This window comes from Streptomyces sp. NPDC002602 (assembly GCF_042889445.1).
GTDB lineage: Bacteria > Actinomycetota > Actinomycetes > Streptomycetales > Streptomycetaceae > Streptomyces.
Genome location: NZ_JBIAQX010000012.1, coordinates 1 through 22,426 on the forward strand (window position 1 = coordinate 1; position 22,426 = coordinate 22,426).

18 protein-coding genes and 5 pseudogenes are annotated in these 22,426 nt (G+C 70.5%); 19 read left to right on the top strand and 4 right to left on the bottom strand.

The window, feature by feature from the left end:
- The 12 genes and pseudogenes from ACFYW3_RS26675 to ACFYW3_RS26730 all read left to right on the top strand — a co-directional run.
- Positions 1-1,143 (top strand): annotated as a pseudogene (locus ACFYW3_RS26675) (hypothetical protein); the annotation flags it as partial.
- 50 nt (positions 1,144-1,193) lie between these two features.
- Positions 1,194-1,895, top strand: coding sequence for a hypothetical protein (locus ACFYW3_RS26680; protein ID WP_389387542.1), 702 nt, complete (start codon positions 1,194-1,196; stop codon positions 1,893-1,895).
- A gap of 345 nt (positions 1,896-2,240) precedes the next feature.
- Entirely contained in the window at positions 2,241-3,230 is a 990-nt protein-coding gene (locus ACFYW3_RS26685; protein WP_389387684.1) for a hypothetical protein, read from the top strand.
- Entirely contained in the window at positions 3,158-3,631 is a 474-nt protein-coding gene (locus ACFYW3_RS26690) for an ATP-binding protein (protein ID WP_389387543.1), read from the top strand. The genes ACFYW3_RS26685 and ACFYW3_RS26690 overlap by 73 nt, the downstream gene beginning before the upstream one ends.
- Positions 3,632-3,636: 5 nt before the next feature.
- The gene (locus ACFYW3_RS26695; RefSeq protein ID WP_389387670.1) at positions 3,637-3,801 is read left to right on the top strand and encodes a hypothetical protein; all 165 of its coding nucleotides are present in this window, start codon (positions 3,637-3,639) and stop codon (positions 3,799-3,801) included.
- 35 nt (positions 3,802-3,836) lie between these two features.
- Positions 3,837-4,361: a DUF1877 domain-containing protein gene (locus ACFYW3_RS26700; RefSeq protein ID WP_351760077.1), complete on the top strand. Its 525-nt coding sequence runs from the start codon at positions 3,837-3,839 to the stop codon at positions 4,359-4,361.
- An 89-nt stretch (positions 4,362-4,450) separates the two neighbouring features.
- Positions 4,451-4,910, top strand: a pseudogene (locus ACFYW3_RS26705) (DUF4265 domain-containing protein).
- An 86-nt stretch (positions 4,911-4,996) separates the two neighbouring features.
- On the top strand, positions 4,997-5,308 hold the full coding sequence (locus ACFYW3_RS26710) for a hypothetical protein (protein ID WP_389387671.1): 312 nt from the start codon (positions 4,997-4,999) through the stop codon (positions 5,306-5,308).
- A 275-nt stretch (positions 5,309-5,583) separates the two neighbouring features.
- Positions 5,584-5,916 (top strand): hypothetical protein, encoded by a 333-nt coding sequence (locus ACFYW3_RS26715; RefSeq protein WP_389387544.1) that lies wholly within the window; start codon positions 5,584-5,586, stop codon positions 5,914-5,916.
- Positions 5,913-6,431, top strand: coding sequence for a GNAT family N-acetyltransferase (locus tag ACFYW3_RS26720; RefSeq protein WP_389387545.1), 519 nt, complete (start codon positions 5,913-5,915; stop codon positions 6,429-6,431). Before ACFYW3_RS26715 ends, ACFYW3_RS26720 begins: the two co-directional genes overlap by 4 nt.
- 398 nt (positions 6,432-6,829) lie before the next feature.
- Complete coding sequence (locus ACFYW3_RS26725; RefSeq protein ID WP_351760020.1) at positions 6,830-8,002, top strand: ThiF family adenylyltransferase; 1,173 nt, start codon at positions 6,830-6,832, stop codon at positions 8,000-8,002.
- Positions 7,999-8,604 carry a GNAT family N-acetyltransferase gene (locus ACFYW3_RS26730; protein ID WP_389387546.1) on the top strand — a complete coding sequence of 202 codons (606 nt, stop codon included), beginning with the start codon at positions 7,999-8,001 and terminating at the stop codon, positions 8,602-8,604. The genes ACFYW3_RS26725 and ACFYW3_RS26730 overlap by 4 nt, the downstream gene beginning before the upstream one ends.
- 375 nt (positions 8,605-8,979) lie before the next feature.
- Here the strand turns inward: ACFYW3_RS26730 and ACFYW3_RS26735 are convergent.
- The 3 genes and pseudogenes from ACFYW3_RS26735 to ACFYW3_RS26745 form a co-directional block, all read right to left on the bottom strand.
- Positions 8,980-9,361, bottom strand: a pseudogene (locus ACFYW3_RS26735) (DUF2267 domain-containing protein).
- A gap of 51 nt (positions 9,362-9,412) precedes the next feature.
- Complete coding sequence (locus tag ACFYW3_RS26740; RefSeq protein WP_351760074.1) at positions 9,413-10,585, bottom strand: phospholipase D-like domain-containing protein; 1,173 nt, start codon at positions 10,583-10,585, stop codon at positions 9,413-9,415.
- Positions 10,586-11,066: 481 nt separating this feature from the next.
- Positions 11,067-11,339 (bottom strand): annotated as a pseudogene (locus ACFYW3_RS26745) (cobalamin-binding protein); the annotation flags it as partial.
- Positions 11,340-11,780: 441 nt separating this feature from the next.
- Here ACFYW3_RS26745 and ACFYW3_RS26750 point away from each other — a divergent pair.
- The 5 genes and pseudogenes from ACFYW3_RS26750 to ACFYW3_RS26770 form a co-directional block, all read left to right on the top strand.
- Complete coding sequence (locus tag ACFYW3_RS26750; protein WP_389387547.1) at positions 11,781-16,055, top strand: trypsin-like peptidase domain-containing protein; 4,275 nt, start codon at positions 11,781-11,783, stop codon at positions 16,053-16,055.
- Between the two features lie 77 nt (positions 16,056-16,132).
- Complete coding sequence (locus ACFYW3_RS26755; protein WP_389387548.1) at positions 16,133-16,504, top strand: CU044_2847 family protein; 372 nt, start codon at positions 16,133-16,135, stop codon at positions 16,502-16,504.
- A 143-nt stretch (positions 16,505-16,647) separates the two neighbouring features.
- Positions 16,648-17,217: a GNAT family N-acetyltransferase gene (locus ACFYW3_RS26760; protein ID WP_389387549.1), complete on the top strand. Its 570-nt coding sequence runs from the start codon at positions 16,648-16,650 to the stop codon at positions 17,215-17,217.
- Positions 17,218-17,499: 282 nt separating this feature from the next.
- Positions 17,500-18,498: a linear amide C-N hydrolase gene (locus ACFYW3_RS26765; protein ID WP_389387550.1), complete on the top strand. Its 999-nt coding sequence runs from the start codon at positions 17,500-17,502 to the stop codon at positions 18,496-18,498.
- 333 nt (positions 18,499-18,831) lie between these two features.
- A pseudogene (locus ACFYW3_RS26770) lies at positions 18,832-19,044 on the top strand (hypothetical protein); the annotation flags it as partial.
- Positions 19,045-19,426: 382 nt separating this feature from the next.
- Here ACFYW3_RS26770 and ACFYW3_RS26775 read toward each other — a convergent pair.
- The gene (locus ACFYW3_RS26775; protein ID WP_389387551.1) at positions 19,427-19,681 is read right to left on the bottom strand and encodes a glycosyltransferase family 4 protein; all 255 of its coding nucleotides are present in this window, start codon (positions 19,679-19,681) and stop codon (positions 19,427-19,429) included.
- 218 nt (positions 19,682-19,899) lie between these two features.
- On the opposite strand from ACFYW3_RS26775, the gene ACFYW3_RS26780 reads away from it, so the two are divergent.
- Both ACFYW3_RS26780 and ACFYW3_RS26785 read left to right on the top strand, forming a co-directional pair.
- Positions 19,900-20,133, top strand: a complete 234-nt coding sequence (locus tag ACFYW3_RS26780; RefSeq protein ID WP_389387552.1) for a hypothetical protein — start codon at positions 19,900-19,902, stop codon at positions 20,131-20,133.
- 481 nt (positions 20,134-20,614) lie between these two features.
- A complete protein-coding gene (locus ACFYW3_RS26785; RefSeq protein WP_389387553.1) occupies positions 20,615-22,315 on the top strand; it encodes a CocE/NonD family hydrolase in 1,701 nt (566 codons plus the stop codon).
- Positions 22,316-22,426: the final 111 nt, after the last annotated feature.

Below are 22,426 nucleotides of genomic sequence, written 5' to 3' on the forward strand. Positions count from 1 at the left end.
CCCGTCAAGGAGCGAGTCCTCGAAGGCGCCGGGGGGCCGAGCCACGTCGAGAACGGCACCGGCCACCCGACGGGCTCGACGCACCCGGGAGACGGGACACCGCCGACATCGATGCACCCCGGCGACGGCTCACACACCACCGGCGGCGGTACGCACAACACGCCCTCCACGGGAGGCCACGCCACAGAGCACCCGACCGGCGGTCACCCGAGCGGCGGCGGCTCGAGCGGCGGCGCCGGTTCACACACGCCGTCCGTTGGCGGCCACGGCACCAACGGTGGTGGCGGCCACCAGCCCGGCGGTTCGGGGCACGGCGGCGCGGACAACACTCCGCACGACCATCACACGGAACCTGGAGGCGGCGGAGGTACCGGCCACGGCGAGGCGGACACCGCGCCCACGGGCGGCGGCCACGGCGAAGGACCGGGCATCCCGCACGAGGGCGAGGTCCCAGGGGGCCCCGTCCCTGACGGCCCCCTTGGCTCCGCTGATGACGGGGTGCTTCCCGGCGGGTCCGAGCCCAGGCCGGACGGTGCGCGCTACATCGAGGAGCCCACCGACTCGCACGTTCAGGCGGCGCGGTTCTATGACGACATCCGAGCCAACCCGGAGAACCTGAACATCGCGGCGATTTCCGACAACACCGGTATCAGTCCGCAGGTGCTGGACCGTGTACGTACCCACTTCTTCCTCACAGAGCACGTGGTGGCCGAGGCCCCCGGCCTCTCCAGAAACGGGTACTTCACGCCGCGAAGCGATATCGCGGAGATCTGGGAAGCCGCGAGCCGGCGTAGCCTCACTCCGGAGGAGACGACCAAGTTCGAGCGGTACATCGGGCATGAATACGTCGAGAGTCAGCTGTTGGAAGCCGGCCTTCCTTATACGGTCGACGCTCCGCACATGTGGGATTCATTCCAGAACAGCGACGGCCCGGTGGAGTACTATCACGAATTCCCCAGAAGCCCCCGCGACGCCGGTGCGCACGACCTCGCGGTGAACGAGGGCAGGGGCGGGTTCAATCACTGGCGTGCGGTAGGGTTCGACGTCCCCAAGATCGAGCTGGCGTCCGATCTGTCCAACATCGACGAAGTGGTGGCAGCTCTGAAGGACGAGCTGCGCGCGAAGGGAATTGAGCTCAAGTGACCGATCGGACGGAATCCGCCACGCTGAATCGCCTTCGTGCGGTTGATTGGATGAGTGACTGGGACTTCGCCTTCGGGCATGTCAAGTCCCGTCGTGTCCTGTTCCGTGAATACACGCGCCGGGCGGCCGTGTGGGCCCAGGCGTACGCGGCCGAGGGTGGCTGGCCCTTCTTCGATGTGACCTCGTACGTGGATCCAGAATTCCAGCCGACTCCTGAACTGGCAGCCGAACTCGCTGAGTTCCTGGATCGCCTGCCCAATGGCGAGGTTCGGCAGACCTGCTCGGGCGCGGTCCGCATGGCGGAACTCCGGGCGCAGAACCCTGCCGCGTTCTCGGACCTTCCCGATCTCTACGAGCCGCTGGTCCTCTTCTACGAGCGGGGCGGCGAGTTCACCCGGGACGATGCGGGGTTCCTCGATCTGACAGGTGTGCGGTTCCGGCTGGGCACCCTGGAGAGCCACCTCGGCAACCCGCCCGTCACGCTGCTCGGCGACACCGTCCTCGACGCGCTCGACGCCGACGGGCAGGTCGTGTACTACACCGCGGAGGACCGACAGGGCCCCCTCCTCAGGCGGCGAGTGCTGAGGGACGAGCAGTCGGACGAGGTGTTCGGCCGTGACCTGCGCTGGGAGTCGACCGATCTGATCCCCGACACCGAAGCGGAGGCCAAGGAGGCGGGCCTGGTCGCCCTGGAGGAGCTCAAGGCGGCCAAGCTCATCGGGGAGATCGTGGCCGCCGTCACGCGTCCCTGAGGGCTGGGCTTGCCATCTCGCGACCCGACGTTCGCGGAGGGGCGGACCTTCAGACCCCGGCTCCTGTACTTCCTCGACGGGGCGGCGGAGGCTCCTGCCGTCAGCGCCGATGTCACTGGTGTCGAGTCGGCGACGGGGTCGATGGCCTGGGCGATGGAGTCGCGGCCCCGGGTGCGGCCGTGGTGTGACTTGGCCTTGGTGAGTTTGGAAATGGTCTTGCCGTGGATGCCGGTGCTGACGGTGTCGAGGTGGGTGCCGGCGCGGTCGTGTTCGGAGTGCTCGATGTGCAGGTCGACCAGGCCGGTGCCGCCACCGCCCCTCGCCCCCGCCCCCGGCGGAGGCGAGGTGGAGGGATTCCTTGCCGGACTGGACGCCTTCCTTGAGGCCGTCCTTGCCGGCGTTCTTGGCCTGGTCGACGTCGACGCCGTCCTGGAAGCCGAGTGCCATGGATCCGAGCTGGACGACGAGGTCGGCGGCCATGCCCTCCAGGGAGGCGACGGCCGGCTCGGGCATCGCCGAGACGATGTGGCCGACGGCCTCCTCCATGCACTCCTTGATGAGGCGCTTGATGACTTCCTGGGTGGCGCGCATGGCACCCGCGCCGATCAGCATCGACAGGCCACCGGTGACGGGTGTGAGGGAGAGTGCGATGCCCGCTTCGGTGGCCAGGTAGCCGAGTTGGACCAGGGCGGCCGACTTCATGGCGACCACGGCGTCGGCGGCCAGGTCCATGGCCCCGGCGATGGTGCGGGCGGCGCCCGCGAGGCCTTTGAAGTGCTTGCCTTTGACCGTGTTCGAGTGCTCGTTCAGTGCCTCGATCGACTCGTCCTTGCTCGCGGAGAGCAGCCGTTCGACGTGGTTGTTCGCGAGTTGGCCGTCGTCCAGGAGGTCCTCGGCGAACTCCCGGAGCGAGTCCGCCATGTCCCGGTAGGCGTCCTCGTCCACATTCGGCCAGGCCACCCCGATCAGATCCAGCAGTGTGTCCGCCCAGTCCGGCACCGTGACAGACGTGCTCCCCCGACCTCCGTGGCCAAATTCACTCGAACAGCCGAACAGTCCTATCAAGAGACCGACCTGACGGGTAATCCGTATTCGCAAACCTGCGGTGGTCGGGACTGGGGCCGGGAGGTCGAGGCAGCGCCGGTGGGCCGGGAATTCAGGCGGAGGTCGGTCGGCCTCCCGCATCGGCGGGCCGCCCGGCGTGATCCCGGACGCCTCCGCCGGCCCGCCTGGCCCACGCTCACGGCGGCGAGCTCGGCCACTTGGACCTCCTGCAGGTCCTCTGCCAGGACAAAATCACCCGCCGCGAGACCCTCGCCTTCCAACGGCGCTTGACACGGCCGAAGTTCGAGCAGCAGGTCACCCTGGAGGAGTTCGACTTCACCGCCTCCTCAAAGCTCCCAGCCGCCCAGATCCGAGACCTCGGAGCCCTTCGCCGGCTCCACTCCGGCGAGTCGGTCATCCTCTTCGGCCCGGTCGGGGTCGGAAAGACACACGTCGCCCAGGCCCTCGGTCACCTCGCGGTCCGCCAGGGCGCCCACGTCCGGTTCGCCAAGACCAGCAGGAGCCTCGCGGACCTCGCCGGCAGCCACGCGGACAGCACCTGGGACAAGCGGATCCGTGAACTGGTACGTCCCGACGTGCTCATCCTCGACGACTTCGCCATGCGCCGGCTCGGCGCGTCCCAGGCCGACGACCTCTACGAACGGGGCGGGAGCGGCAGGGCCGGTCCCTGATCATCATCAGCAACCGGGCGCCCAGCGACTGGTATCCCCTCTTCCCCAACCCCGTCGTCGCCGAGTCGCTCCTGGACCGGCTGATCAACACCAGCCACCAGGTCATCGTGAACGGCCCCCGCCACCGCCCGAACAAGCGGCCCAAGAACCCCACCGACAAGACCAAGTAGGGAAAACCGGTGGACGTCGTTGGGATACTTGCGTCATGGCCGTCACTCAACAACTTGCCCGCATACCAGCGGAGTATCTCGCCTCCTGCCGCCAGTCAGCTGGCGAGTCACTGGATGGAAATCCTCACTGGGATCCGTCTTCGGCGGACATCCTGGACCTGGACTGGGCGCCGACTCTGCTCGAACGGATCTGCGAACTGGGAGGTCTCGATGACGTCCACCTGAACGCTCTGCGGCAGTCCACCGCAGGCGATACTGCAATCGACCTCAGCTTCCTCAACACACACCCTCATGCCATCGGCCCCTTCGGATCCGCTCCCACGGCCCTCTCCGCGGCTCAAGTGGCTCGCGTCTCGGAACTGCTCTGGCAGGTCGACCTTCCCGCCCTCCTGGCCGCCCTGCCGACCGACGAAACAGAGGCGGCTTCCTTGATCGGCGATGGGGCGGACAAGATCGTCGGCGGCCTGAGGAAGTACCTGCTCGGACACTTCAATGCCCTGCGAGAGTTCTACCGTGACGCCTCCCAACGGCACCTTCTTCTCGTGCTGTGGTGGGACTGACACAGGGTGTCCCCTCCAGTCAGATCACGGCAGCACCTGGGGAATTGCGTGATCGTTCACACGAGCCACCACCGGCGTTCGCCGGGGGAATTCCTGGACCATTCGAGCCCAGTCCGCGAGCTGCTCACCCTTCACGGCCCATTCCTGAGGGGCTGTGGGCAACGCGGCTGAGCGCCGATACCGCCCGGGTGGAGCATCCCCTTCCTGCAGAACGGGGTGGCCGAAGGCGAGATCGTGCGGTTCGTGACGGATGCCGACGGTCTCCACTGTTCGAAGGAGCGGGTGGAGGCGTCGGGCAACTGCACCATCCGAGTCCTGCCCGTTCCCTCCGGTCCGCTGGGGCGAAGCGGCGCTCGGGCTGTGCACGAGCGGCTGTCGCCGTTCGGCCTGGGCGGTGAGGTCTTCAGCGAGGATTTCCCGTTAGTCGCCTTCACCATGCCGGCCGATGCAGACCTTGGTGGGATCAAGGCGTTGCTCGTGCGCGGCCAGGAGGCCGGGTGGTGGCACTTCGAGGTTGGCTGTGCCACCGACGCATGGCGCGACGCGTAGTCCAATGTGTGAGGATCATGCCTCGTGTGCCTGTGGACTGTGCTCGCATGCGAACTCGCCCGCAGGGGCAAGGAGAGGTGCTGGAGATGTTCGCTGGGGGAACCGCGCGGCTGCTGGTCAGAAACGACGGTGAAGCGCCGCTGGAGCTGACCGTGGAGCCGTGGGCAGATACCTACCAGATCCTGCCGGGGCAGACCTGCGTCGTTGTCACTCACTCGCCAACAGGCGACGGTTCTTGGTCCGGGACGTTGCGTGGGGACGAGCCGTTCCAGGTCGACCATCGGCGGGACTCGGTCACGGTGTGGGCCAACGGCAATTGCTTCCACCTCAGTGACCTGGCGGGCAATGCGATCGACGCGGTCGACTGGCAGTGCTCTGCCCAGGGTCCGGATTCCTGAAGGCGGCTCAGAGCTGCGACCGATCACGTGCTGCCCGGTTTCAAGACGCGGGGCAGGTGGACGTGAAGGTGCTCAACCTCGACCTGGTGGCCACGGTGTCGGAGTTCTCGGGCAAGGATTTCGGTAAGACTGCTCGCCCTTTCCGAACAAAGGCGCCGCTTCCCTTGGTGGGCAGGTGCCGGACATCATGGTCATCGACGAGAGCCCATGCCCGAGAGGACGAGTGCGGTAGGTGTCTGGAGACGTACGGACACGGGCCCGCCGAACTCCACGCCTTGACCGCGATCGTCCGCGACCGTCTCGGCGACGCCGCCGAGTCGGAAGCCGTCTCCCACCGGGCGCTGTCCGTGCTCCCCACGCCGTTCCGCCGCAACCGGGCCCCGGCCACCTCCAGGCTCGCCCTCGCCCAACTCCACCAAGGCGACATCGGGCAGGCCTGCGCCACCACCGAGGACGCGTTCCGGCTGATGCGGGGCGCACCCCTGCCCGGCCGCATGCGAACCCTGCTCGGTGACTTCCACCGGGACCTGATCAGTGCCGCACCGTCCACGATCGAGGCCCGCGAGTGGGCCGATCGGCACCGCACCGAATGGAGCCGCACCGCATGAGCGACGTCCGTCTGACCCGGCACGGTCACCGCGACCTCGCCGAGATTCGTCAAACCCTTCTGGACGTCCATGCCGAGGCGTACGCGGACCAGATGGACGACGAGTTCAACCAACGGTTCGAATGGTTCGTCGACCACTGGGGCGGCAACCCCGAATTCGTCTGCGTCATCGACCACGACGGGGGCGAACCCGTCGGGTTCGCCTACGGCGCCACCTCGAAGCCGGGCCGCGAATGGTGGCGCGAGCGCCTCGATGCGGCACCCCTCCCGAGCAGCACGTTCGCCGTCTCCGAACTCATGATCCGCACCAAGTGGCGCAAGACAGGCATAGCGCAGCGCCTGCACGACACCCTGCTCAAAGACAGGGAAGAGGCCCTCGCGGTCCTCTTGGTAGACACCACCCACCCGCGCGTCCAAGCCCTCTACGAGAGGTGGCGGTACCGCAAGGTGGGCGAGCGCCGGCCTTTCGCCGACTCGCCGCTGTACTCGGTCATGCTCCGCGACCTGCGCGGCTGAAGCGGCGACGGCCACTGCCGCAGGCACGCGCGAGGCCCCCCTGCATTCGGTTGCAGCTTGGGTTCCATCGGTCATCGCTATACCCGGCCTACGGGAACGCGATGAGCTTCGAGATCCGCAATCGCCGCTTGGCCCAGGGATGCAAGAGGCTGGTCCGTCCTCCCCGGGACCGCTCCCTACCCGGCGACCGAGGCCGGTCCGGCGCCGAACCGGGGGACCCTCCCGCCACCGGTTCCGCTGTCCGAGACGCGGTACGGCCTGCCGTGCGTCAGCAGCGGCGGGCATGCAGGGGGCGCGAAGGGCGTGAGGAGGCGCATCCGGGTAGAAGATCAATTCGAGTGCGCCCCTCCGGGTGACGTGCCCTGGACCAAGATCTTCTCGTTGCTAGCGTCCTCGCCGTGACACACCCTCTGCCGTCCGGCATGAAGCTGGACCACCTTGCGCTGCCCGGGCCCCGCGAAGCAAGCGAATCGTTTCGTCCGGTGCTGCTGAACCCCTCCCAGCCGACCGGCGCGGCCGCCTTGGCCGAACTGCGGGAGTCGAACCGGCTGCGCGAGATCCACGACCGGATCGAGGACCAGATCGAAGAACTCCTCGGCTGCCTGGCACCCCATAGCCCCTTCGGAGACCGCTCCCGGTCCCGCGCGGTCGCCGACACCCTGGGCTCGCACCCCGACAACTACGGCAGGTGGGCCTGGTACCCGTGGTCAGGGCGCCTGGTACACGTCCTGCCGGAGGCCGAGTTCCGCCTGGTTCGCACCGACCGCAACCGCGACAAGATCACCCGCGAGCAGCAGAAGGGCCTCCTGGGGCGGCGGATCGGCATCATCGGGCTGTCGGTCGGCAGCAGCGCCGCGCTGACCTGCGCCATGGAGGGCGTCGGTGGGGCGTTCCGACTCGCGGACTTCGACCGGCTCGGTCTCTCGAACCTCAACCGGCTGCGTGCCGGCGTCCACGAAATGGGCCTGGAGAAGAGCATGCTGTGCGCACGACGCATGTACGAGCTCGACCCTTACCTGGACATCGACATCCACCGCGGCGGCATCAACGAGCAGAACATCGCGGACTTCTTCGGCGCCGATGAGCACGGCCAAGGGCTGGATCTGCTCATCGAGGAGTGCGACACCCCCTGGGTGAAGGTCGCCGCCCGGGAACACGCGCGCAGCCGGGGCGTCCCCGTCCTGATGGACACCAACGACCGGGGTGTGCTGGACATTGAACGGTTCGACCTCGAACCGGACCGTCCACTCTTCCATGGCCGGATCGGAGCCACGACCGGCGCCGACGTGCGAGACCTTGACCGGGACGAAGCCCTCCGATTCCTCCTCGCTGTCGTCGACGAACAGCGGCTGAGCCCCGCCATGCGCGACGCTCTCGCCCGCGTCGGCAACACCCTCTCCAGCTGGCCGCAGCTCGCCAGCGGCGTCATGCTCGGCGCCGCTCTCGTCACCGACACGGCCCGCCGCATCCTGCTCGGCGAACCGATCCCCTCGGGCCGCCACTCGATCGACCTCGAAGCCCTCGTCCCCGCCCCGGAATTCGCGCCGGTTCCGCACGGAGCGGGCCTGTGAAGCGTGTCCCCGAGCTGCTTGGCGAGCACCTGTGGTTGCGGGAGCTGCACGCACACGACCACGACGCGTTCGCGCGGATCCTCACCCACCGCGTCCTCACCCGCTACCTGGGCATCGACCAGATGAACGCCGGCCAGGCCCACGACACCTTCACCCAGTACCTGGCCCAGCCTCACACCCACCCGCGCCGCAAATACACCCTCGCCGTGTGCGCCCCCGACGACGACACCCTCGTCGGAACCATGGGACTCCTCGTCGAGGACTACGGCAGCAACGCCATGCTCACCAGCCTCATCCTGCTGCCCGACGCCCCCGTACGCGGCCACGGCCATGAAGCCGGCCGCCTGCTGATGGCCTACGGCTTCGGGCACCTCGGCCTGCACCGCATCTGGGCAGGCCACCGCAGCGACCACCACCACATGCCGAAAATCATGCACGCCGCGGGCCTGCGCCCCGAAGCCACCCTTCGCCAGCTCTTCCACACCCAGGGCTGCTGGCACGACGTCACCACCTACGCCACCGTCGCCCCCGAATGGAAACGCCAGGCCGGCACCACCGAACTCGCCATCCTCGACGGCGCACCCCGCCTCGACCGGGTCTGACGGTCGTGACGTGGACGGTGATTAGAGCCGGAGCGGAGGTGCGGAGCCGGGCAGCGCCGAAGTCGCCTGCGCGCACAGGACCTTCGCCACGCCACCGAAGCCATCCGCCGGCGAACCTGCGGACCTGCGGCCGAACGACCGCGCTCCCGCTCGAAGTGGTCACCGACCGCGCCCGAGACCGGTACGGACACGGTGCCCTCCCGCGCTACCACCAGAATGCCCCACCCCATTTCGACCGAACCGGACCGGGCACGGTGAACGAGGGAATCGAGGTCAGCAGCGACCCGGAGTTGTCGCACGCACGGGCGAGCGGCGTGGACGGCCTCCGCGGCGCGTTCACAGGTGGGGAAGGATCGGGCTTCCAGCCGGTGCGGGTCAGGTGGGTTGGGGGTGGCCGAAGAGGAGTTCGTAGCCGGGCGGGAGTTGGAGCAGGACCTCGCGGGTGAGGACGTCGCCCGCGGTGGCGGCCGCGGTGGCGGCCGCGGTGGACAGGACCGCGCCGATGTCCCACAGGGCCGTCGTCTCGGTCGCACCATCCATCCAGGCGGCGGTCGCGCGGACGGACCGCTCCGGTGAGAGCGGTTCCGCGGCATGGAGCAGGTTGAGGAGGACCAGGGAGCAGGTCTCGGGGAGGCGGCCGGCGAGCTCAACCCGCACCCTGCCGACCAGATGTGCCCGAGCAGGGCCAGGACAACGCGGGCAACTCGGTCGGCTCTTCGACGGTTTCGTACTCGCCGCGTTCCTGGACGCGGGCCAGGAACGACTCCCTGGGTCTCGCTCACCAGCACGCTCAGGCACTCCAGCTCGATCACAAGAAGCGGCGGATGGGCTGCACGGCCAGTTCCCGGGCCCGCTGAAGCGCGGGGCGCTTCTTCCAGCGGCCCTCCCGGATCAGCTCGCTCGCCGTGATGTCGTCATCGAAGTGTCCGTCGAGCACCCCGGTGAAGCGCTCGTCCAGTACCGCGAGCATGACCTCTTCGTCGTGATCGAGGGAGCGGCGATTGAAGTTGGTGGATCCGACCAGGGCGGCGACACGGTCGACGGTGATGACCTTGGCGTGCATCATCGTCGGCTGGTACTGGTAGATCTTCACCCCGCAGGAGACGAGTTCCTCGTAGTGGTGCTGGCCGGCGAGCTGGCAGACCCGCTTGTCGGTGTAGGGGCCCGGGAGCAGGATCTCGACCTCGACCCCTCGCCTGGCCGTCGCGCACAGCAGTTCGATGAAGTACGCGTCCGGTGAGAAGTAGGCGGTGGCCAGGCGGAAGCGTTCCTCGGCGGACTCCAGCATGACCCGTATCAACGTCTGCATGTCCTGCCAGCCGAAGCTGGCCGAGCCGCGCACCACCTGCACGATGGCGTCGCCCTGCGGCCGGTGGTCGACGAATCGATCACGCTCATCGAAGAGATCGTCGTGGCACTCGGCCCAGTTCTGGGCGAATGCGGCGGCGATCCCGTCGACGGCGGGTCCTCGGACCTCGACGTGCGTGTCGCGCCATTCACGCTCATTGCGCGCGTTGCCGCACCACTCCTCGGCGATCCCGACACCGCCGGTGAACGCGCTCTCCTCGTCGACGACGAGGACCTTGCGGTGGCAGCGGTGGTTCTGCTTGAGCGGGGAGAGGTAGAGCGGCTTGCGGAACCAGGCCACCTTCACTCCGGCCTCCTCCATGGAGTCCAGCAGCTCCCGCTCGATCAGACGGCTGCCGAAGCCGTCGAGCAACAACCGCACCCGCACTCCGGCACGGGCCCGCTCCGCAAGTGCCTGGGCGAAGTCACGGGCGATCTCGCCCTTCCAGTACACGAACGTCATCATGTCCACGGTGTGCCGAGCACCCCGGATGCCGGCCAGCATCGCGGCGAAGATCTCGTCCCCGTTGCGCAGGGGGGTGAGGGCGTTGCCCTCGGTCGCCGCGATCCCTATCAGACGCTCCAAACGCCGCCGCAGCCTGGCCACCCGGGCATCGGCGGTCGGCACGCTCAGGGTCGTGGAAGGCTGCGGGTCCGACTCGGCAGGATGTTGGGTGAGGGTCACGGGGGCTCCCGGGCTGAAGGAGTAGGACAGGCATGGCAGACACCGTGTGCCCAGTCCGGCGCGCCCTGAACAGCCAGGCGACGCCGCGCGCTGCCAGGAGCATCCGGGGCCGAACCACCGACAGGATGGCGGTCCTCACCGGCGGCACAAGCCGACCAGGTTGGCCGGGTTTGAAAGCGTCCTCGTGCTCATTGGACAAGGCATCCGGCCGAGTGGCCGCTCGGACAGATTCCTGGACCGCACGCACGCCGCTCCCGGCCCAACCACTCCCGGCGCGCCCCGCCTCTGCGGCCCCGCATCCTGGGCCTGACCGGCACCACCGCACACGCCGCGGCGGCGGGGACCGTCCGGGAGGATGCCGCCGGGCAGGTCGCGCTGACGTCGGCCACTCTGCCACGATGTGGGACAGGTCCTCGGCCGTGCGCTCTCACTGGGTTTCGTCGTAACCGCGCATCGCCGGGTAGTCGTTCTCCAGGCCGGTGAAGACGGTCCGTACGAGTCGGGGGCGGGTGCGGACGACCATCGTGTACTCCTGGTCGGCCAGGTGCGGCAGGTCGTCGATGGGCTGGTGATCCGGTTGCGGGCGTGGCAACGGGTGGCCCTGCAGGCGGTCGGCTGCCGCGCGGGCATCCGGTGCTCAGGCGTCGGCGCCCAGCAGGCGTGCGTATTCGCCGTCGGGTCCGAAGGCGGCCTTCCCACGAAGATGGATGATCTTCGCCCAACACCCGCTCCCGGTCGAGGCAAGCGACCTCCACCACGGCGCCGAAGGCCACCGGGAATCCCCGACGGCCTGTCTGTCGAAGCGTGTTGGTCGCCGAGCGCCCGCCCCGAGGCGGCGATCCGGCCTGCCGCCCTGGGAGTGCATGCCGCCGACAGCGGTTGCGTCGTCACCCCCTGACGCCGCCCCGTCCCCAGCGAACGCCACGGCGCGCGGCCGCCCTCTTCGAAGCGATGGTCCTGCTCGGGACGCTCCCCGCAACGGCCAGACCACGGACCCGCCCGGAACCGCCAGGACCCGCCCGGACCAGCGCTCCTGACGGAATTCGGACACCCTCGATTCGCTCCTGCATGCGGCCGGTACGGGTGTTGTCCGGGGCCCCGATGTGGCGGATGCTGGCCCAAGGCTGGGAATCGGGGGGAATCCATGGCCGCGGTACGCGGGAGCGCGGTGCTCGACGCCGCGCAGGTACGGATCAGGGGCGCCGACGGGGAGGTCGTGGGCGCCGGATTCCTCGTCGCTCCGGATCTGGTGTGCACCTGCGCCCACGTCATCGGCCAGGCTCGCGGGCCGGCGCACACGGGCGACCCCGCAGCAGGGTCCGTCGACCTCGACTTCCCGCTGGTAGAGGGCCGGCCGGCGGCCCGGGCAGGCGTGGTGTCCTGGCGTCACGACGGCCGGGACGTCGCACTGCTGCGGCTGGCCGCGCCCGTGGCGGGGACGCGTCCGGCACCGCTCGTCGACGGCACCTCGGTCTGGGGCCACACGTTCCGCGCGCTGGGCTACCCGTACGGAGCCGACCAGGGCGTCTGGGCTTCCGGGGTCCTGCGCGCCGGGCAGGGCTCCGGCTGGGTGCAGATGGAGGTCCGCGGGAGCGGTCCGGCCATCGTGGGCGGGTTCAGCGGATCGCCCGTCTGGGACGACGCCCAGGACGGCGTGGTCGGGATGACTGTCGCCGCGCACCAGGGCGATCGCACCGCCTATCTGTTGCCCTCCGCCGATCTGGTCGACGGGCGGACGCTGCGCCCACGCTGTCCGTTCCAGGGATTGGCGCCGTTCGCCGAGGACGGGGCGGAGTTCTTCCACGGGCGCGACGACGACGCCCGGCGGGTCTTCGGGGCGGTGTCGCGACGGCCGGTCACCCTGGTCGTCGGCCCTTCGGGGTGCGGTAAGTCCTCGCTGGTCAGGGCTGGGGTGCTGCCGAAGGCGCGGAGTGCGGGGATGGACGTCTGCGAACTGCGCGCGGTGCCGGGCGTACGGGCCGCCGCGGTGCTGGCCCGGGCCCTGTCCGACCTGCTCGATCCCGCACCCGGTGAGGTGGAACGGCTCGCCCGGATTGAGCAACTGGCCCGGCTGCTGGAGACGGGCCGTGACGTACCGGCCGAGTTGCGGGCCCGGCTGCTGGCCCGGCCCGGCGCCGCGCCCGCCGGGCACCTGCTCTTCGTGGACCAACTGGAGGAGTACGCGGTCGGCGCCCCCGAGGACGCCCGCGAGCTGTTTCGGCTGCTGGCAGCCCTCGCGGGCCGGGAAGGCGGCACGCTGCTGCGGGTGGTGGCCACCGGGCGCCCGGGCTCGCTGGAGGCCCTGGTGACCCCGGAGACCTCCGAACTGGTCGGAGAGGCCGTCGAGTTCCTGGCGCCATTGGCCGGTGACGCCCTGGAGCGCGCGGTGACCGCGCCCGTCGACGCCGAGCCGGGTCTGTGGTTCGAGCCCGGGCTGCCCCAGCGGATCGTCGCGGACGCCGGCGACGCACCGGGACGGATGACCCTGGTGCAGTTCGCCCTCACCCGGCTGTGGGAACGCCGCAGCCGCTCGATGCTGACGCATGCCGCCTACGACGAACTGGGCGGCGTCGCGGGCGCCCTGGTCGGGTACGCCGACGAGAGCCTCGAAGCCCTGACGGGCCGGGAGCGCCGGTCCGCCCGAAGGCTGTTGGTCCAGCTGGCCCGGCCCGAAGGGGACGGCTTCGTACGCAGACCCACCCGGACCGGCGAGCTGCCGCCCGAACTCGCCTCGGCGGCGCGGGACATGGCGCCGAGCAAGCTCGTCGTCCTCTCCCCCGCCCCGGACGGCTCCGGTGAGATCGTCGACCTCGCGCACGAGTCCCTCACCCGGCTGTGGCCACAGCTGCGCCGTTGGCTCACCGACACCCGCGAGTTCCGCACCTGGCAGGAGCAGTTGCGGACCGATCTGCGGCGCTGGGAGGCCCATGGGCGTGAGGCGGCCCGGCTGCTCGGCGGCACCGACCTGGCGGAGGCACAGCGGCGCCTCGCCGACCATCCGGACGACACCACCCCCGAGGAGACCGACTACGTCCGGCTGAGCACCCGGGCGGCCTCGCGCGGCACCCGGATCCGGCGCGCCGCCGTGGCCACGCTCGCCGCCCTGACCGCCCTCGCGACGATCCTCGCCCTTCTCGCCTGGCAGGGGCTGCAGCGCACCGAGGAACAGCTGCGCGCCCAGGCGGCCGGCCTGCTCGCCCAGGCGGCCGACGACATGCCCGGTCGCGAACTGGCCACCGCACTGCAACTCGCGCTCGCCGCCCGGAGCACCCGGCAGACCACCAAGACGGCGGAGGCACTGCTGCGGCAGTACGTACGCCAGCCGGACCTCCTGCACTCCTACCCCTCCGTCTGGGAGGGCAACGTCACCGACATGAAGGCCACCCCCGACGGCCGGACCCTGGTGGTCGCCGCACGACCTTCCGGGGGCGGCGACCGGTACGTGTTCACCCAGGTCACCGGCGCGCTCGACGGCCGGATCCGGACCCGGAGGCTGGGCGGCGAGGTCCAGGCGCGGTACGAGAGCGCCCTCAGTCCCGACGGCCGCCTGTTCGCCGTGTCCTCGCCCGATTCGGTGCGGCTGTGGCGTCTCGACAACCCGGAGCACCCCGAGACGCTCCAGCTCCCCGTCCGTGAGATGCCGGATGGCGCGGGCAGCTCCGTCGACTTCAGCTCGGACGGCACCCGCCTGCTGCGCACCCTCACCGACCACACGATGGAGTGCCTCGAAGGGACCCGGCCTTGCGTGGCCGCCTTCGCCGACGCGTGGGAGGTGCCCTCCGGCCGGCGCCTGACCGTCGCCGCCGACCTGCTGCCCCGGACCCGCGTGGGGAAGGTCGCCTTCACCCACGACGCCGACACGGTGGTCATGGGCACCACCGACCCCAAGGCCCCGCAGCAGCTGACGGTCAAGGAACTCGCCACCGGCCGGACGCTCTACACCGTGGGACCCTCCCCCGACGCGGCCGACGGGACGTCCGGACTCAAGGCGGGCGGCGACCTCGCCTTCTGGATCGACGGAGGCCGGCCCTACAGCCGCCCGCTGGGCCGTACCCCGGGGCCGGTCACGGAACTGCCCGCGCTCGCGTCCCGGGAAAGCGGGACGGAAGCATCAGGAGCCTACGAGCAGTACGCGCCCGGGGTCGGTTACAAGGAGAACACCCCGGGTGGCTACGCCGACAGAGGCCTGCTCGATCTCGGTACGGGGCGGTACTTCACGGCCCGCCTCCCCAACCCCGGCGACGGCCCGGGCGCGCGCGGGATCCTCGCCGTGGCGCCGGGAGCGGGAGGCGGGACCGTGGCGCTGGCCCCCGTCGGGAACTCGCTCCTGGTGGTGCGTGCCGGCCCCACGGGCGCCGAACGGTTCCAGGGCGGGGACACCTCCGACGGGGAGTACGCCCTCGCCCCGGACCGCGGTGCGATCGCGCGCCTCACCCTGGACTCCCTCCAGGTCCTGGACGCCTCCCGGACACACCGCCGCTCCGTGGCCGTGACGTCGGGCAAGGTCGGCTCCCGGGTCAGCTGGACCGCCGACGGCCGGTGGGTCGTGGTCTGGCGACGGGACGACGGCCTGTTCCGTGCCTACTCCGCCGCGGACCTCGGCCGGAGCGTGGATCTGCCGCGACTCCTCAAGAAGGAGGTCTCCATCGACAGCCTCGTCGGCCTCCAGGGCTCGGAGATCGCGCTCCTCGGCTCGGACGGTACGGTGGCCCGCCTGGACGCGGCGACCGGAGCCGTCCTCACGCCCGCCTTCTCCGCCCAGGAGGACCCCGAAGACGTCGACCGCATGCGGGACATGTGGGGGGAAGGCCGGATCGTACCCAGACCGGGGCACCCGGGCCACGTCGCCGTCGTCAGCCGGGGAGGCACCACGAACGGGGAGATCGGCCTGTGGGACCTGCACACCCGAAAGCGCTTCGCCGCCCCCCTGCACGGCCTGGCGGTCGACACCACGAGCTTGAAGATGCAATGGCACGGGGACACGATGGTCTTCAGCCCCGACGGGACCCGGCTGGCCGTACAGCAGGGCGACGGCCGGGTCCCGGTCTGGGACGTCGACGCCGGAAGGCAGCTGCCCGGCTCCGTCACGGTGACGACCCTGACCAACCTGGTCGGCTTCGGGCCGGACGGCGCTCTCCTGACCTGGAACGACAACAACCTCACCATTCATGACCCGGCTCGGGGAACCGCCGTCACCGCCGAGGTGAAGCCGGCCTACGGCATCGAGGTCAACACGGCGACGGCCGCGGTCACCGCGGACGGCCGGCTGCTGCTCGAAGACGGGGAGCGGGCCCGCGTGCTGGACCTGCGGCCCGACGTCCAGTTCAGGTCCCTGTGCGCCGCCGCCGGACGCGACTACACCCCGGCCGAGCGGAAGCTGCTCCCGGACGGCACCCCGTCACGGGCACCCTGCACCTGACCCGGGCATGCCACGATTCTGTAACCGATCGCCAGAACGGCAGGTCCGTCCAACCGCCGCGCACGCACCATTCCCCCATGACCAGTACCGAGGACATCCACGAGAACATCGGCCTGGAGGACGGCTCCACCGTTCGTTTCCTCCTCTCGGGGCCCGCCGCGGCGGCCCCGGCGCTCGGTGAGGGCCTCGGCCCCGTCGTCCCCGTCGGCAGACGGGCCGACGCGGTCGCCGCCTTCGCCACCGACGCGCTGCGCTCCACCCTGAAGCCGCTCGGGGTCCTCGTCCGCGAGGTCCACTCCTCGATGACCTCGGTGCCGGTGCCCCCCACCGAGATCACCGTCACCTTCGGCATCCAGCTCACCCAGGACCTCCAACTGGGCATCGTCAACGGCAACAACCAGGCACACCTGACCGTCACCGCCAGCTGGACGCCGCCGACGGCCGACTGACCGACCGCACGGCGCGCGACTGCCCGACCGGTCGGGATCGGTGCGGCTGCCGGGCGCCGCTCTTGAAAAGGCGTGGCTGCCGGGCGGTCGCGATGCGAGGATCGGTCCGCAACTGGCTCCACATCCGCGTTCCGGGAGTGCGCATGGAAGTCGCTTCGCTGCTGCCGTTGGCCACGGCCCGGTTGTCGCTGCGCCGGTTCACTCCCGGCGACGCCGACGACCTGTACGCCTACCAGAGCCTGCCGAGCGTGGCGCGCTACTTGTACCGGTCGGCGCACACGCGTGAGCGCAGCGAGCAGGTTGCCGCCGAGCGCGCGGCGCAGACGGCCTGGCGCGCCGACGGCGACAAGCTGGCGCTCGCCGTCTGCCGACGCGATGAGCACGGCGTCCTCGGCGAGGTGAGCCTGGCCCTGGCCGATGCCCGCGCCGCCCAGGCCGAGATCGGCTGGACTCTCGACCCGCGTCATCAGGGGCACGGCTACGCGACCGAGGCGGCCGCGGCGCTGGCCCGGTTCGCCTTCGACACGCTGGGCGTGCACCGGCTCTACGCACGGCTGGATGTGGAGAACACCGGGTCCGTGCGGGTCTGTGAGCGCCTCGGCATGCGCCGGGAGGCCCACCTGGTCGAGAACGACCTCGACGGGGATCGCTGGGGCAGCGAGTACGTTTACGCGGCGCTGTCGGCGGATCTTGGCAGTCGATCAGGAGACTGAGTTCGACGCCGCCTCCCGTTCGTCGTCTTCCCCGTGGGAGGATCCTGGTCCTTCAGGCCCGACTTGGGCCCGTCCCGGCGTCCTGTACCGGAAAGCGCGGGTTCCCGTCGTAAGGCCGCAGAGGTCAGTCCGCGAGGACCGTCCTGCGAGCGCCCGCGCACGCCCCCTCAGGCGTCGCACCGGACGTCCGCCGTGAGGGCCGATCAGGTACTTCGAGGCCGGTCGGGTAGCGGATTCCCCTCGCGCGTGGCAGTCCTGGAGCGTGGAGAGAGAGGACCCCCCATGTGTACGCGGATCCTGTGGAACACCAATGATCACGCCGTGCTCTCCGGCCGGACGATGGACTGGCCGGAGTCGACCGAGCCGGTCCTGACCGTCTTCCCCCGAGGCCTCGAACGCGACGGCGGCACGCTGGCGGGCACCACCGTCGTCAGCGAGAACCCGCTGCTGTGGACGAGCAGGTACGGCAGTCTGGTCACGACCGTCTACGGCGCGGGCACCGCCGACGGCCTCAACGAAGCGGGTCTCGCGGCCCACATGTTGTACCTGGACAGCACCGACCTGGGCCCCCGCGATCCCGCTCGACCGGGCCTGCAGATCGCGCTGTGGATCCAGTACCTGCTGGACTGCGCGGGTACCGTGCGCGAGGCCCTGGACCTGCTCGACGCCTGCCGGCTGGTACCGGTCGAGCTGCGCGGCTTCCGGGCCACGGTGCACGTGGCGCTGGAGGACGCGTCGGGCGACTCTGCGGTCATCGAGTACGTCGAGGGTCGGCAGCAGGTCCACCACGACCGCGGCTACACGATCATGACGAACGAGCCCGCCTACGAGGAGCAGCTCCGCCTCCTGCGGGAGCAGGTGCGTCTGGTGCGGGAACTCGGGCACGAGGGGCCGAGCAGCGAGGTCCCGCTGCCGGGGAACGTCAACGCGGTCGACAGGTTCCAGCGCGCGGCCTACTTCAGCGCGCTGCTGCCCGAGCCGGCGGACGACCGGGAAGCCGTCGCCGGGATCCTGGCCGTCACCCGCAATTCCTCGGTGCCGTTCGGGGCGCCGTACCGCGAGGGACGGTTCCGGACCTACAACACCGAGTACCGCACCGTCTGCGACCTGACCCACAGGCGGTACTTCTTCGAGCTGGCCACCAGCCCGGGCCTGCTGTGGGCCGAGCTGGACCGCTTCGACCTGTCGCCCGGTTCTCCGGTTCTGACGCTGGACCCCACGGGAATCGACCTCGCCGGGGACGCCTCGGACCGGTTCACGCCGTCTCCCGCGCCGTTCTGAGGAGACGGCAGGCGGGCGTCGAGCGGCTCCCGGACGGCGGTTCGGGCCCGGTGCCGACCAGGACGTACCACGCTCGGTGCCGGTCGGGGATTTCTCGGTGCACGAGCCGGGGGCGGGCGGCGCCGGCCTGGGGGATGTGGGCGCGCTCGACGCGGAAGGGGGTGGCGTCGCCGCTGTTCACGGGGGCGCCCTTCGGGCGTGGCAACGGCAACCCGGGACCCGGCGTGCCCCGGGTTGGCCAAGCGACGCACAAGCTGTGCATGTCGCCCTCGGACGGACAACCCTCATACGTTCGTGTCCTGGGGTACTCCCTTCGGCACAGGAGTGGTGATCATGATCGTGAAGCAGCTGCACGAGGCGGGGCTGCGGAGCGAGCACGCCTGTCTGGCGGCCGTCGCGTCCATCGGTTTGTCCCTCACTTCGTGGCCGGCCTCCAACCGGCAGGAGAACGTGGAGCGTGCGGACCGATGGGGCATCTTCGTCGGCGAATGGGCGCCCACCTTCTTCGGCCTCGGCTTGGCCTTGGCCAACTACGAGCGGGACGAGAACACCCTTTTCGACCAGTCCGATCAGGCGTACGGGCGGACAACCCGGAAGCAGGGGCGGGACGTCGGCCAACCGGGATTGGCAACCTGCCGACACCTTCGCAGTCGGGCACGGTTCTCTCTCCGCCCGCCTCCCGGAACCCGCCGCACGCACTGCGGCGGGTTCCGGGCGAGGAAGTCGATTCAGGCGATCGATTCGATTCACGGGGAAGTGGTCTGCACGACCGATCCGTCTTCGGGCCGGGCGGGGTCGGCCGTGCGCGCGTAGACGGCGGCGAAGGCCGCGTCGATCGAGTATTCGGCTCGGACGGTGGCCGCCGCCCGGTCCGCCACGAGGGTCAGGTCTGCAGGGTCCAGCGCGAGGAGTCGGCGCAGGCCGGCGGTCAGTGTGGTGACGGATGTGGTGTCCAGGAGCAGGCCGTTGACCCCGTCGTGGAGGTAGTACGGGATTCCGCCGCGCCCCGGGTTGCCGCAACCGGCAGTCCGGCGTCCATGGCCTCCAGTACCACGATGCCGAATTCCTCCTTGTCGCTGGGGCAGACGTTGTGGGCCCGACCGGTGCTTTCGGAGGTGGCCAGGGCGCGGGCTGCGGTGAGGTGTCCCTGCGGATGCCATGGGAAGGGGGCATCGCCACCCACGCCGTGAGTCCGGAGCGGACGTCGACCTGGGGGCAGTCGCCGAGGAGGGTGGCGGCGCCGGCTTCCACCAGCACGGTGGCCATGGTGTGCCCGGCGGTCAGTCAAGAGGCATGGGGAACGTATGCCCGACCCACCGGGAGGGCGAACCCTCGAGCCCGACTGACCGGCCGCACTCTGCGACCATCCAGTGTCACCTGGGCAGTTGGTAGGTTGAATCGGTGAAAATCACCCTCAGGAACGGCGGCGACCAACCGCTCAACGTGATGTTCGAGCCCGCCGCCATGGAGGTCGACATTCCCCCGCACGATCACATCGTCGTGGAATGGCCTGCCCATGACGACGAGAACCACCTCGGGAGCATCGACTACACGGCTGCGGGCATCGTGCTCAGCCCGCCGTGGGCCGAACCGATGGAGGCATGGGACTCGCAGGGCAACGAACTCGACGTCTGACCGGGCCCCGGCATGACCACCGCGTACGCCGCCGCGATGTCCGCTGACGTGCCCCGGTTCGGGTAACCGGGGCACGTGCCATGTGTGGGATCTGGCCGAGACCGCAGTGCGGGACGGGGCGAAGTGCGCCAAGGTCGAGGTCGGTGAGCGGGAAACTGATCCCGGTAGGTGCGCGTGGTGAAGGAGCTGCGGATGCGGTCGTAAGCGTCGAACGCGGTCGCTGAGGGCGCGCTCCCTGGAGCGGCGGTCACCGGCATGTGCGCGGGCGGAGCGGGTGTGGAGCATCGCGGTCGTGCCGGCCTGGGCCGGGACTGCCCGAGCCGGCCGTGGCCGGCCGGGCTGCGCCGGCCGGGTGACAGAGTGTGGCCCGCCCGGCCGTGCCTGCGGCGGGGACGGTTTCGGCTACGCCCCGGACGTGGATGTTCGCGGTGTCGGCTCGGGAGGGGCCGACCCGCAGCGATTCCTCCAGAGAGACGAGACGATGCCCCCGAGGATCGACGAAGCCGGACAGGACACCCCCTGGCGGCGTCCCGGCGGCGCCCGCTACGCCGCCGCCCGTGTCCGCGGACTGCTCCGCCCGCCCGTCACGGTCCACCGCCCCGCCGCCGGCACCGTGGTCATCGACCACGACCAAGCTGTCGTCACCCGGGACGGCACCGTCCTGCGGGTCAACGTCCACCGCCCGCCGGGCGGCGGCCCGTTCCCGGTCATCCTGGCCGCCCACCCGTATGGCAAGGACAACCTGCCCTCGACCACCAGGACCGGCAGGTGGAAGGTGTCGTTCCAGTACCGGCTGTTGCGGCAGACGGCACCGGTACGGTTCTCCTCGCTGACCGGCTGGGAGGCGCCCGACCCCGCCTGGTGGACCGGTCGCGGCTACGCCGTGGTCAACTGCGACCTCCGCGGGGCGGGCACCTCCGACGGCACCGGCGCGCTGCTGTCCGCTCAGGAGGGCGAAGACGTCCACGACCTCGTCGAATGGGCCGGAGCCCAACCGTGGAGCACCGGCTCCGTCGGCATGCTCGGTGTCTCCTACCTTGCCGTCTCGCAGTGGAGGGCCGCCGCGACCCGCCCGCCGTCCCTGAAGGCCATTGCCCCCTGGGAGGGGTTCACCGACGCCTACCGCGATCTGCCGAGGCCCGGGGGCGTGGCCGAGGTCGGGTTCCTGACGCTCTGGAGCCTCGGCCTGCGTCGGACCCGCCGGCAGTACTCCCTGAAGAAGGAGAGCGCCCGACACCCCGTCATCGACGAATGGTGGCGCTCCCTCGATCCCGACCTGGCGCGGATCGAGGTTCCCGCGCTCATCTGCGGCAGCTTCTCGGACAACAACCTGCACAGCCGCGGCTCCATCGCCGGCTTTGAAGGGATCGGGTCGGCGGAGCGCCACCTCTACACCCACCGGAGCGGAAAGTGGGCCACCTTCTACAGCGACGAGGCACGGGCCGCACAACTCCGCTTCTTCGACCGGCACCTCCGCGGCCGCCGCGACGCCCCGCCACTGCCCCGGGTACGCCTTGAGGTCCGGGACCGCGGGGACCGGGTGGTCGAGGTCCGCGAGGAGTCGCAATGGCCGCTCGCCCGCACCCGCTGGACCCCGCGCCACCTCACTGCGGGCGGACTCGCCGACGGTGCCCCGACCCGGGCCGGCTCGCTGACCTTCGACATCCGCCGCGGCGGCGCCCGCTTCGGCTGGACCCTCACCGAGGACGTCGAGCTGACCGGTCCGATGGCGCTGCGGCTGTACATCGAGGTGGTCGGAGCCGACGACATGGACCTCGTCGTCGGCGTCGAGAAGTGGAACCGCGGCCGCTACATCGGTTTCGAGGGTTCCTACGGGTACGGGCGCGACCGCGTCGCCACCGGCTGGCAGAACCTTGCCCTGCGTGCACTCGATGAAGAGCGGTCCCGTCCCTTCCAACCCGTCCCCGCCTGCCTCACCCGCTCACCCGTGACCGCCGGCCGGATCGTGCCCGTGGACATCGCGCTCGGCCCCTCCTCCACCCTGTTCCACGCCGGCGAACAGCTCCGCCTGGTCGTCGCCGGCCGCTGGCTCTCCCCTCGCAACCCCCTCACCGGCCAGTTCCCGGCCGCCTACCGCACTGCCCGCCGGGGCACCTGCACCCTCCACTGGGGACCCGCCCACCCCGCCCACCTCCTGCTGCCCGTCATCCCCCGCACATAGGCTCGCCCGACCCGTCGCGACTGGGCACTCCCGCCCACCAGCCGCTTGTGCGACGTATGCGCGGGCGCGGGCGCGCCACGGGCTCACCCGGCGGGAGCCGTCCGGGCGGCC